Raw genomic sequence first — 12,648 nt, forward strand, 5'->3', positions numbered from 1 at the left:
ACTCATTAGAATGGCGCGTTTTTTTCATGCCTTCGCGCAGCAAGAGGTTCACAGCATGACTACCCCGTTCATCATTGGCGTTGCCGGCGGCAGCGGCAGCGGCAAGACCACGGTCACCGCCAAGGTACTGGAAACCGTAGGCCCGGACATGGCGGCAGTCATCGTGCAGGACTACTACTACCGGGACCAGGCCCATCTGACTTTCGAACAGCGCCTCGCCACCAATTACGATCACCCGCATGCCTTCGACTGGCCCTTGCTGATCGAGCATATTGAAGACCTGCTGGCCGGACGCGCCATCGAGATGCCGGTGTATGACTTCACCAATCACACCCGCGCCGCCAAAACCATCACGGTGAAACCGGCACCGGTCATCGTGATCGAGGGTTTGTTCCCGCTGTACGATGCCGCGATGCGCGACATGATGTCGTTGAAAATCTTCGTGGATACCGACCCGGACGTACGCTTCATCCGCCGCCTGCAACGCGATATCCGCGAGCGTGGCCGCACTGTGGACCATGTGATCGAACACTATCTGGCCACCGTACGCCCCATGCACAACCAGTTCATCGAACCCACCAAGCGTTTTGCCGACGTGATTCTGCCGCACGGTGCCAACGACCCGGCGGTGGACATCATCACCACCAAGGTGGCCAGCCTGATCAACAGTTAACAGCCGCTGACAGAAAACCTGCGGCGGGCCTTGCCCCAGGAACAGAACGCGGTTATCAGCCGCGCCAGCTGCCGACCTTCCAGTTTGTGTGGCCGCGCATGCAGGGCTGTCATCGCCAACGGTGACAGCCACCTCCCGCTGCATGCGGCAATGCAACAAACGCCTCCTCGCCTGTCCTCCCCCTTTGTGATGCCGTTTGCCTGCCTCTCGCACCTCGTACTCCAGCCCCTTTAGCTTTTCGTAAAAAAGATCCGCTTTTTCAATGACTCATCACGCCATCGCATAGCCTCTGCATGGATAAGCAGTAGTTTCACCTGTCGGGAAGGGCTGGAAGGTACATCCTTTTGGCCAGATGCCAGTCCCGCCTGCTTGCTGGAAAGTCTCTCCTCCTGCCGTGCGCAATCATGCAGCACCCGGTACTTATCCACAGCGAGCTGTATGCTGGCCTGCCCGCCAGTACCACCCCGAGCCATGCCTCACTCGCTGTGTTTTTTCAAAGCAATGGCGAGGAGACCACCATGGCAGCGCATCCACTGCGGGAAAAGCCGCTCAACACAGCTACCAAAGGCCTGGGCCACAGCCCGGACGCCTGCACCTTGCAAGACGTTGCCAGCCTGGGCTGGAACATCCTGCGCGAAGAAGTCAGCCTGCCGGTTGCCGTATTACGCCAGAGCCGCATTCAGCACAATCTAAACTGGATGCAGGACTTCATGCAGCGCTATGGCGTAAAACTGGCCCCGCATGGCAAAACCACCATGAGCCCGGCACTGTTCCACCTGCAGCTGGACCACGGAGCATGGGGCATCACCCTGGCCACCGCCCCCCAGGTACAGGCCGCCTGGCAGCATGGCATCCGCCGCATACTGCTGGCCAATCAACTGGTGGGCAAGGGCAATATGGCCATCATTGCCCGCCTGCAACAGGCAGACCCGGACTTCAGCTTCTGCTGCATTGTCGACTCTGCCGCCAACGTTGATGCACTCGGTGAATACTTTGCGGCCAGCGGCCAGCAACTGCGCATTCTGCTGGAATACGGTGTGGAAGGCGGTCGCACCGGCATCCGCTCCCCGCAACAGGAAGAAGCCGTGCTGGCAGCCATCGCCCGCTGGCCGCAATCGCTCCGTCTGGTGGGTGTGGAAATCTACGAAGGCGTACTGCAACAGGAAGCGGATATCCGCGCCTTTTTGCAATCGGTACTGGCCAGAACCCGCGAACACGCCGCCCGCGGCCTGTTTGCCGAAGAAAACATCATTCTGAGTGGTGCCGGTTCTGCCTGGTACGACGTGGTGGCGGATGAGTTTTCCGGCTTCAACCCGGGCAAACCGGTGGACATCCTGCTGCGACCGGGCTGCTACCTGACCCACGATGTCGGCATCTACCGTCAAGCCGAGCAACGCATCCAGAGTCAGAACCCCATCGCCCGCGACATGGGCAGCAGCCTGCTGCCGGCATTGCAGTTATGGGCCTATGTGCAATCGGTGCCGGAACAAGGCCGCGCCATCATTGCACTGGGCAAGCGCGATGCAGCCTTTGACGCCGGGCTGCCGCAGGTATCGCTGCATTTCCGTCCCGGACGGGACCAGGCGCCGCAGGAAGCGCCCGCCGACTGGATGGTCGCCAGCATGATGGACCAGCACGCCTTCATGCGCATTCCCGCCGATGCCGACCTGCAGGTGGGCGACATGCTCGCTTTCGAAATATCCCACCCCTGCCTCACCTTCGACAAATGGCGCCAGCTGCTGCTGGTGGATGACCAGCTGAATGTCAACGGCGTGGTGGAAACCCTGTTCTGACACCAATAAAGACCGCCCCCGCCCAAGCGGGAGGCGGCATTGCCCCTGCACCACTAAGGAGAAGTACATGACCCCAGTTCTGGGCAGCCAGTTGCTGCTGTATGCCGCCATCGCCATCATCGCGCTGGTGGTACTGATCGCCCGCTACCGCATCAACCCGTTCATTGTGCTGACCGTGGTTTCCATCGGTCTGGCCCTGGCTGCACAAATGCCGGCCAAGGACATCATGGCCGCCTATGAAACCGGAGTAGGCAAAACCCTGGGCCATATCGCGCTGGTGGTGGCACTGGGCACCATGCTGGGCAAGATGATGGCCGAATCCGGCGGTGCCGAACGCATTGCGCTGACGCTGATCGACAAATTCGGCGAAAAGAACGCGCACTGGGCCATGGTGTGCATCGCCTTTGTCTGCGGCCTGCCGCTGTTTTTTGAAGTGGGCTTTGTCCTGCTGATTCCGATTGCCTTCACCGTAGCCAAGCGGGCCGGTGTCTCCATGCTGCTGGTCGGTCTGCCCATGGTGGCCGGTTTGTCAGTGGTGCATGGGCTGGTGCCGCCGCACCCAGCCGCCATGCTGGCGGTGGGTGAATATGGCGCACAGGTTGGCAAGACGGTGTTCTACGCCATCATCGTCGGCGTACCCACCGCCATCATCGCCGGCCCCTTGTTTGCCAAGTTCATTGCGCCGCATATCCAGCTGCCGGCGGAAAACCCCATCGCACTGCAATTTACCGAGCGCGAAGCCGCACCACGTGAGCTGCCGGGTTTTGGCATCACCATTTTCACCATCTTGCTGCCGGTATTCCTGATGTTGCTGGGCGGCTGGGCCAATGTACTGACCGAAAAAGGCAGTGCCATGAACGGCCTGCTGCAATTCATCGGCAACTCGGTGATTGCCTTGCTGCTGGCCACGCTGGTGAGCTTCTGGACGCTGGGTCTGGCCCGTGGTTTCAGCCGTGACGACATTCTCAAGTTCACCAATGAATGCCTGGCCCCTACCGCAGCCATCACCTTGCTCGTGGGTGCCGGTGGCGGTCTTAACCGCATCCTGATTGAAACGGGTGTTACCAAGGAAATCATCGCGCTGTCGGCCGAATTCCAGCTCTCCCCCTTGCTGCTGGGCTGGTTGCTGGCGGTGCTGATGCGCGTGGCCACCGGTTCTGCCACCGTGGCCATGACCACCGCTGCCGGCATTGTCGCGCCCATCGCCATGGCCAGCGGCTACCCGCACCCGGAACTGCTGGTGCTGGCCACCGGTGCAGGGTCGCTGATTCTGTCCCACGTCAACGATGGCGGCTTCTGGCTGGTGAAAGAGTATTTCAACATGACCGTGGTGCAGACCCTGAAAACCTGGACTGTGCTGGAAACACTGATTTCCGTGGTTGCCTTTGTGCTGACCCTGGGGTTGGCCCAAGTCCTCTGAGCAACCTCGTCTAGCATCGGTTGGCAGCAAAACCGCCAGCCAACCGGTGAGCCCGCAGGAGAAACCCCATGCAGACTTTTGATACCCTGATCCGCCAGGTCAATCTGGTCGATGGCAGTGGCACACCGGCTCGCTGTTGTGATGTGGGCATCAGCCAGCAACGTATCAGCCTGATTGGAGATGCCAGTCAGCATACTGCCAGCCATGAAATCGACGGCCGTGGCCTGACACTGGCACCCGGTTTTATCGACGTCCACACCCATGACGACACCATGGTTATCCGTCAGCCACAGATGCTGCCCAAGCTCAGCCAGGGCGTGACCACCGTGATTGTTGGCAACTGCGGCATCAGTGCATCGCCCGTCAGCCTGAAAGGCGCCCCGCCAGACCCGATGAACCTGCTGGGCCCGCAGGAAGCTTTCCGTTATCCACGCTTTGCCGACTACCGCGCTGCGGTGGAGCAGGCCGAACCCGCCGTCAATGTAGCGGCGCTGGTGGGCCATACCGCCTTGCGCAGCAATCACCTGGACCGGCTGGATCGTACCGCCAGCCCAGACGAAATCATCGCCATGCGCGCACAGCTGGCTGAAAGCCTGCGTGATGGCGCACTGGGATTAAGCACGGGTCTGGCCTATGCATCGGCTTTCAGTGCCGATAGCAGCGAAGTAGAACAACTGGCTGCAGAGCTCAATAACAGTGGTGGGATTTACACCACCCACCTGCGCAGCGAGTTCGAACCGGTGCTCGAAGCAATGGACGAAGCCTGGCAAGTAGGCCGACATGCCAACAGCCCGGTCATCGTGTCGCACATGAAATGCGCGGGCAAAGGCAACTGGGGACGCAGCCCGCAACTGCTGGCTTCGCTGGAAAATGCTGCCCGCCAGCAGCAGGTAGGCTGCGACTGTTACCCCTACTCCGCCAGCTCCTCCACGCTGGACCTCAAACAAGTCACCAGCGATTTCGAGATTTTCATTACCTGGTCCACCCCGCATCCGGAAATGGCTGGCCAAACCCTGCAAGCCATCGCCGAACAATGGCAGCTGCCCTTGATGGATGCCGCCCGCAAGCTGCAACCGGCAGGCGCGGTGTATCACGGCATGGACCCGGTCGACGTCGAGCGCATCCTCAGCCACCCGCTCACCATGGTGGGCTCAGATGGCCTGCCGGAAGACCCGCTCCCCCATCCGCGCTTGTGGGGCGCGTTCCCACGCGTACTGGGCCACTACTGCCGTGAACGCAAGCTGTTCAGCCTGGAAACCGCCATTCACAAGATGACCGGCCTGTCGGCCAGCCGCTTTGCGCTGGATGAGCGCGGCCTGATCCGCCCTGGCTACTGGGCCGACCTGGTGCTGTTTGATGCCGCCACCATTCATGACACCGCCAGCTTCCACTCACCGGTACAGCCCGCACAAGGCATTGTCGCGGTCTGGGTGAATGGCACGCTGAGCTGGCAGCACACGGCACCTACCGGCGCGCGGGCCGGGCGCTTTTTGCCGCGCACCCGTGATATCCGTACCACCTTTCCCGTTACTCCCACACTGTAAGAATGCAAGGAAACCCAACATGAGCGATCTGAAACGCTATGGCATTGCCGGTGGCACCGGTGGCCAGACCATGCCCTTTGCCCGCGCGGTACAAGCCGCCGACGGCTGGCTGTATGTATCCGGCCAGACCCCGATGGTGAACGGCGAAGTGATTGAAGGCGGCATTGTCACCCAGTCCCACCAGTGCATCCAGAATGTGATGGCCATACTGAAGGAAGCCGGTTACGGCCCCGAGCATGTGGTGCGTTGCGGTGTGTGGCTGGATGACACCCGCGACTTTGCCTCGTTCAACCGGGTATTCCTGCAGTATTTTGGCGAACATCCGCCAGCCCGAGCCTGCGTACAATCCAGCATGGTGATTGACTGCAAGGTGGAAGTGGACTGCATCGCCTACAAGAAACCCTAAGTCAGAACCCGGTCCCGCTTGGTCCTTGTCTGTATGACAAGGGCCTGGCATCCCGTCACAGGAAAGACAGCACCATGCATATTGCCTGCCTTGGTGAAGGCATGATCGAACTGAGCGGTCAGCCGCTACAGCGCCGTTTTGGCGGCGACACCCTGAACACCGCCATCTATCTGGCCCGCGTGCTGGCCGGCAGTCCCCATCAGGTGCGCTATCTGACCGGCATGGGACAGGACAGCCTCAGCCGCCAGCTATTGGCCGACTGGCAAGCAGAAGGCGTGGATGTCAGCCATATCGTCATCCAGCCGGGCAAGCTGCCCGGCCTCTATATGGTAGAAACCGATGCCCGTGGTGAGCGCAGCTTCCTGTACTGGCGCAACGACAGTGCTGCACGCCATTACTTTGCCTCCGGCATCGACTTTGCCAGCCTGCTGCACACCGCACAGTTACAGGCCATTTACCTGTCAGGCATTTCGCTGGCGCTGTTCAACCAGCACGAACGCCAACGCCTGCTGGATGCCCTGCGCGACTTCTCTCGCGATGGCGGCAAAATCTGGTTCGACAACAACTTCCGCCCCTCGCTGTGGAACGCGGCACAGGCGCGTGCCGGTCACGAAGCCATATTGGCGCTGGCCGATGTAGCCCTGCTGACGCTGGATGACGAACAGGCGCTCTACGGGCCGGAAAGTGCAGAAGCCGTCGCCGAACGCACGCTGGCGCTGGGCTGCAAGGAAGTGGTGATCAAGCGCGGCGGCGAACCCTGCCTGCTGGCCAGTTCCGGCCTGCGCGAGGAAGTATTCGCCACTGCCGTGCCACAAGTGGTAGACACCACTGCCGCTGGTGATTCCTTCGCCGCAGGCTATCTGGCAAGCCGCGTGTTGGGCTATCCACCCGCCCAGGCTGCAGGTTTTGCCCACCGCCTGTCTGCCGCCGTGATAGCCCACAGCGGTGCCATCATCCCGCGCCAAGCCATGCCGCAGCGCTGATTGAATCACATCCAACACCGGCAACTCGCCGGTGTTTTGCTTTTGATAGATCACGCATGGCATGCATCAGGAGGCTGTCGATGGACGTGTATAGCTTGCGTAATGATCATTACTTTATGAGAGCACTGCGCGAGCAGGCCCGGCATGCCCTGCATGGTGATACTTACCGTTTCACCGATCAGGAACTGTTTGACCTGATGAAGGTGGAAGAACATTTCAGGGAATGGCAGCGCAGGCAAGCCAGCTTGTTGTTCGATGGTGAAACCCTGATTTGGCAAGAAGCCGGCCAGGAAAGAAAATGGACCGCCTATTCTGGTCGCAAGGGGTATTGGTCGCCGAAGTTTCAAAGCCTAAGGGATAAAGGTCCGATTCCTGAAGGTTTTTATCAAGTTCAGCAGAATGAATTGCAGTCTTGGGATGATGTGAATCAATTTAGCAAAACATTCTGCGTTATAGGTCTTGGAAGATGGCCTGGCTGTAGAGACTCTTGGGGGGAGCAACGTGTATGGTTAAAACCGAATGCACATACTAATGTTTATGGTCGTAGTGGCTTCAGCATTCATGGTGGCAACATCCCTGGCTCGGCAGGGTGTATTGATCTGACCCATAGCATGAATGATTTTACTGAACGATTTCGTTCATATGGTAAGGATATGGTATTAGAAGTACGCTATAAACACTTGCGTGATAGTAAAGGCTACCATGGCAGTCACATTTCAGGTGAATAGTCACTTTACGCACTGGATGAGTTCATGAAAACATGGCTGGCATTGAGAGTGAAATTTATTGCAAGTATTTTTTTACTGTTATTCTTGCTATCAATGATGAACGACCTGCTATTTCCATATGATCAAGTAAATGAGCAATCTAGAGTTTACCTCTGGGAAATCCAGGGACATAGCAAAAGCTTTTTCTACCTGCTCACCATTACAAATATTACCGTAACACTTATTGCATTAATTTCCCTATGGCTACCTATCACTTCTTTTAAAAAACTATTATTAGCACTACCATTACTAACATTATTTACTTTGCAACTGGCATGCACATGGTGCATCAGTGGCTGTTGGGACGGCTGGTAACAAACCTACGACACATGCATCAACAAAATAAACTGTCAGATAGTATTTAGCACTCTTACATTCAATACCGAATTTCTTGTTTTTTACAAGACTTCCCCTCTTCATCATCGCATGCGCATGAACAAATATTCACTCCCAGCACTAACATCAGCAATGCAAGTCTCGCTGTTAGCCGGAATGAAAATATTGCTCAGCATTTACCTGCTTTTCATTATAACCGTAGGCGGACTGTACAATATACTAGCAACCTTTAATGAAACACCAGACTACCATAGAGTCTTTCTACTCTTCGAGCAATTTTCTTATCCACCTCAATATTACCACTACAAAAAATACTTGGAGATAGTCATTTATTATGGCTGAGCAGTATTTGATATCATCGCAGCAGAACTAGCTCTGTTAATGCCATGGAAACCAGTTCAAATCAAGAACAAGTGACTGTTATGGTTTCCATTCATTATCAATACATCAATATTTTTTTACTTTTGCCTGATCATGTATCGCGTGCTGTAGTGGCAACATACAAATTGATCGAGTCACATCCAGCACCTTACAGAGCACATACAAGCCGCATGGCACCATAATATTACAAATTTGCGATCATCGCCTGAATGACAGCGAAGGCATCATGGCAATCTATATCAGATAAAATTGACACTGAATCACCTCTTCTTTCCCATCATTGCGTCCTGATCTGACGTGAGCAAGGTAAATATCAGGAAACTCCGCTCCCAGGCACCGTCAGATGACCAATTCCGACTTGAATTTGCCAGAGGGATGGCAAATTAGTGACAGATCAAAACTGCGTCATGCGCTAGCATGAGGCAAAAATGCGACCGACTGACAGGCATTTCAACAGCCTTTTAGCAAGATCAAAAATTAGCCAAAGGCAAATAGATTATTAAATTAATTATTTTTACACATTTAAATTTCATTTAATAATTTAATTTAAGAAATTTCCTATTGAAATAGGAGAGAATTTTTGAAAGGATGACTAAAAATTACATAAAACGGAACAACACTTCAATATTTGATACATGCAAATACATGACTATCGCATCTAAAACACTACAAATCCCAAAGCTTATTTTATTGGCATTTTTATTTGCAACAAAACCATGCTGGGCAAGTTGCACCGTCAGTACCAATAATGGATTAGCTTACTATACATTTAATGTATCAGGCGTAACACCTACGGCATTCGACCCAACTGCATATACAATAGGTCAGACCATTTACAAAGGCTCAGGCACCGTAAGCGTAAGCAATTATAAAAGTACGGGCCCCACCAACCCGACAGTTAACTGTACAGAATCAACATGGACTTGGACTGTTGCCTCACTACTACCTGCTGTGAATGGAATATTTCCAAGTTCCATCGCAGGACTAGGCTTGAAAATCTCATCCACATCTGGGACATGGCCCCTGTCATTCCCTTCTGGCAGCACATTTTCAGCAGTTTACAACATTACTGTCGAATTAATAAAAACTGGTGACATTACAGCTGGAGGGGTATTGAGCAACATCTTAGGTGAATATCGCATTCAGCCAAGCAACCAATTAGTAGCTCAGGTTACATGGGCAAATCCGGTATTAATTAAACCAAGTGTGCCTACTTGTACCGTCAGCACACCAAACATCACCGTCCCCTTATTGAATCCTTCCACCACCACATTCAGGGGGGTTGGCTCCACTTTCGGGAGTCGGCCCTTCCAGATTGGTCTGGTATGTACGGGGGGCAGCACTGGAACCAGCACAAATACCTACATTACCTTTACGGACCTGAATCAGCCAGGCAATACCTCCACCACCTTGTCACTGGCGAACGCTACCGGTACAGCCACTGGCCTTGGCTTGCAGATTCTGAATAACGGTACGCCAATCGGCTATGGACCGGATTCCAATGCACCCGGCAATACCAATCAATGGAAGGTGGCCAATATTGCACAAGGCGTCAGCAGTTATGTGATTCCGCTGAGCGTGCGTTACATCCAGACCGGCAGCCCCGTTACCCCCGGCACCGTCACCGGGCGTGCCACCTTTACCATGAGCTATCAATAACTGAACGGCTCATATCCAGCATGAGCCATTCAGTAGCAGTACATAAGCCAGTGGCCTTTGCAAAGCACCGTGCTTGCTGACTGTGTGCTGGTACGAATTCACAGGCACAAGCCCAGCTGTTAATGCCGTCCCCGCCGTACTCCCCCTCCCTTGCCCTGCCAAATCCTGCAAGACTGCACCCGATATGGTTCAACAAGCTGAATCGATACCAGCGCCTGCCGTGTCTGCTATGGACATCTGCCCAAGCACTTCCCAGTAGCAAGGAAGGCCGTGGACATACCATTTCCACGGGACAATTTGTCTCGCTGTACTGTACGGTCCGTCATCGGAATGAATTTATAAATTCTCCTTTACTATTCAGTTTATTATTGCTAATAATTAAATCGACATTCTACCCACACCTGAAATTAAGCTATTAATCACAAAAATTCGTTACCAAGCGTACCGAAAGACATACCAATGAAATTAATATTAAAATTAATCTCATCATTACTGGCCAATTTGATTTTAGGTCTTGGGCTAGCAAATATAACACTAGCAAGCTGCACAGCACTTAACTCGAACAACGGGCTGAATTACTACACCGTTACGGTAACCGGAATCAACCCACCAAGCTTTAATCCACAAGCTTATAGCATAGGTGCAACCATATATAGCACCACACCTTCTTTCATCTACACCAATTCATCTTCCTTAGGTGCGAAGATGACATGCACCGAAACCTGGTATGAATCCTGGATTGGTAATGGGGCCCCAACCAATAAAATATATCCCACAAGCATAAATGGACTAGGTATACGCATCAGTAGGCCGCAAGGCTCATTCGTTCTACCATTCATATTTCCAATTGGACATCTACCCAATTATGCCGAATATGTTACCCCCATCATCAGCAGCTCCCCTGTTTTTGTCGAACTAATAAAAACAGGTGAAATAACTGCAGGAGGAAGCCTAAGTGGGATTTTTGCCGAAGCTCATGAAAATTCACCAGGCGGGCAATTACTGGTTCAAGTCACTTACGGAAGTTCGGTTAAAATAGCACCTACAATTCCCACATGCTCTTTAGCGACCCCATCAATATCAGTAGCACTGGATGCACAAAAAAGAAATAGCTTCACGGGCCTTGGCTCTGTATCCGCTGCCAAGGCTTTCCAGATTATCCTCACCTGCACTGGTGGCAGTAGTGGCAGTAGTACCAATGCCTACATCACCTTCACCGACATGAATATGCCAGGCAATACCTCCACCACCTTGTCACTGGCGAGCGGTACCGGTACAGCCACTGGCCTTGGCCTGCAGATTCTCAATAACGGTACGCCAATTGGCTATGGGCCGGACTCCAATGCACCCGGCAATACCAATCAATGGAAAGTTGCCAACATTGCACAAGGCGTCAGCAGTTATGTAATTCCGCTGGGTGTGCGTTATATCCAGACCGGTAGCACTGTTACCCCCGGCACTGTCACTGGCCGTGCCACCTTTACCATGAGCTATCAATAAGCAGCGTTATTTACTACTCTCCCGATACCCGGAAGTAATGCCATACCCAATGTCAAAGAGGCCCTTATGGGCCTCCTTTGGCGGATAACTGGCGGCGTGCCTGAAACCGGTTCAGCGCCGCTTCCACCACCAGCTGGTATCCGGCTTCACATTTCCGGGCGGTAACTCGGTATTGCTGATTTGCGTGGTTTGCCAGCCATTAGTGGCCAGCAGCTGGATGGCTTCGGCATGGTGACGCAGGAATAGCGCCTTGAAACTGCCATCGCGCTCGGCCAGTTTAAGACCCTGCAATATGCGTTTGGCCAAGGCTGTGTTTTCCTTGCTGACCCAGAAGTACACCGGGAAAGGAAAATAGATGGCCTTGGTTTTCTCCAGTGTCAGTCCGGGATAGCGCGGCAGCTGTTCCTGCATTTCGCTGCCCACCTCGTTCAGCCCGCGCGGGAAGGCATCAAAACGGCCGGCGGCCAGCATCTCGAACAGGCTGTCATAGCCAATGGATGCCAGCATGTCGTAACCGTTGTTCTTCATGATGGGATAGTCGGCCCACTGGCTGTTGAGGCCCAGCCGGACACTGCTACGGAACTGCTGTGCGTTCAAGCGGGCAATGCGGGCGGCATCTTCCTTGCGCACAAAAAACACCCGATAACCGATGATGCCCTTGAGGATGTCCATGCGTACCGGCTGCAGCAGCTTTTCCCGCTGTGCATTCGGGGCAAAGGCAAGCACATCCACCTTACCGGAACTCAACAGCTGTTCGGCCCGCCATTGCGTCACATTGTCCTTGAGCGGTACCAGCGCGTAGTGGCGGTGATCCAGCTTTTCCACGTGATCCAGCGCTAGCTTGAGCAAGGCCCAGCGGTAGGTGTAAATGCTGCCGCTGGGGTAATAGCGGATCACATTGTCAGCAGCCTGGGCCGGCAGGCAAGCCAGCAGGCAAATGAACGGCAACAAGCGATTACGCCACGGCTGTCGGCAAGAGAAAAAGCTGGAAATACTGGATGATGGCATTGTGTCCCGTCCTGTGCTGCCTTAGCTTACGCAAACAATATGAAAGTTCATCGCTGTCTGCGTGAGGGGCAGTCTGTTCCCCCAGCATACTGCAGCACGGGGGAATGACAAGTTTTGTAAAGCGACGGAGTAATGCGAAGTTGGGCCGGTGGCGGCATGGCAACGCGGACGGAAAACC

The 12,648-nt window shown here is 54.4% G+C and carries 11 protein-coding genes; 10 read left to right on the forward strand and 1 reads right to left on the reverse strand.

Translation table 11 applies throughout. The annotated features are described in order from the left end of the window. The first annotated feature begins 55 nt into the window (after positions 1–55). From udk to ACE3SE_RS18575, 10 genes are all read left to right on the forward strand, one after another. Positions 56–673: a uridine kinase gene (udk, locus tag ACE3SE_RS18530; RefSeq protein ID WP_374557418.1), complete on the forward strand. Its 618-nt coding sequence runs from the start codon at positions 56–58 to the stop codon at positions 671–673. Positions 674–1,191: 518 nt separating this feature from the next. Continuing rightward, positions 1,192–2,466 carry an amino acid deaminase gene (locus tag ACE3SE_RS18535; RefSeq protein ID WP_374557420.1) on the forward strand — a complete coding sequence of 425 codons (1,275 nt, stop codon included), beginning with the start codon at positions 1,192–1,194 and terminating at the stop codon, positions 2,464–2,466. Positions 2,467–2,533: 67 nt separating this feature from the next. Next, positions 2,534–3,886, forward strand: coding sequence for a GntT/GntP/DsdX family permease (locus ACE3SE_RS18540; RefSeq protein WP_045848190.1), 1,353 nt, complete (start codon positions 2,534–2,536; stop codon positions 3,884–3,886). Between the two features lie 68 nt (positions 3,887–3,954). Then, entirely contained in the window at positions 3,955–5,430 is a 1,476-nt protein-coding gene (locus ACE3SE_RS18545) for an N-acyl-D-amino-acid deacylase family protein (RefSeq protein ID WP_374557422.1), read from the forward strand. A gap of 19 nt (positions 5,431–5,449) precedes the next feature. After that, entirely contained in the window at positions 5,450–5,836 is a 387-nt protein-coding gene (locus ACE3SE_RS18550; protein ID WP_178972229.1) for a RidA family protein, read from the forward strand. A gap of 74 nt (positions 5,837–5,910) precedes the next feature. Continuing rightward, a complete protein-coding gene (locus ACE3SE_RS18555; protein WP_374557424.1) occupies positions 5,911–6,819 on the forward strand; it encodes a sugar kinase in 909 nt (302 codons plus the stop codon). Positions 6,820–6,899: 80 nt separating this feature from the next. Then, the gene (locus ACE3SE_RS18560) at positions 6,900–7,547 is read left to right on the forward strand and encodes a tlde1 domain-containing protein (RefSeq protein WP_374557426.1); all 648 of its coding nucleotides are present in this window, start codon (positions 6,900–6,902) and stop codon (positions 7,545–7,547) included. Positions 7,548–7,571: 24 nt separating this feature from the next. Then, positions 7,572–7,901, forward strand: coding sequence for a hypothetical protein (locus ACE3SE_RS18565; protein ID WP_374557428.1), 330 nt, complete (start codon positions 7,572–7,574; stop codon positions 7,899–7,901). A 1,047-nt stretch (positions 7,902–8,948) separates the two neighbouring features. After that, positions 8,949–9,962, forward strand: coding sequence for a fimbrial protein (locus tag ACE3SE_RS18570; RefSeq protein ID WP_374557429.1), 1,014 nt, complete (start codon positions 8,949–8,951; stop codon positions 9,960–9,962). A 459-nt stretch (positions 9,963–10,421) separates the two neighbouring features. Next, the gene (locus tag ACE3SE_RS18575; protein ID WP_374557431.1) at positions 10,422–11,462 is read left to right on the forward strand and encodes a fimbrial protein; all 1,041 of its coding nucleotides are present in this window, start codon (positions 10,422–10,424) and stop codon (positions 11,460–11,462) included. 111 nt (positions 11,463–11,573) lie between these two features. On the opposite strand, the gene ACE3SE_RS18580 is transcribed toward ACE3SE_RS18575, so the two are convergent. After that, the gene (locus tag ACE3SE_RS18580; RefSeq protein ID WP_374557433.1) at positions 11,574–12,470 is read right to left on the reverse strand and encodes a substrate-binding periplasmic protein; all 897 of its coding nucleotides are present in this window, start codon (positions 12,468–12,470) and stop codon (positions 11,574–11,576) included. Between the last annotated feature and the right edge of the window lie 178 nt (positions 12,471–12,648).

The sequence above is a fragment of the Aquitalea pelogenes genome, assembly GCF_041914625.1.
GTDB lineage: Bacteria > Pseudomonadota > Gammaproteobacteria > Burkholderiales > Chromobacteriaceae > Aquitalea > Aquitalea pelogenes.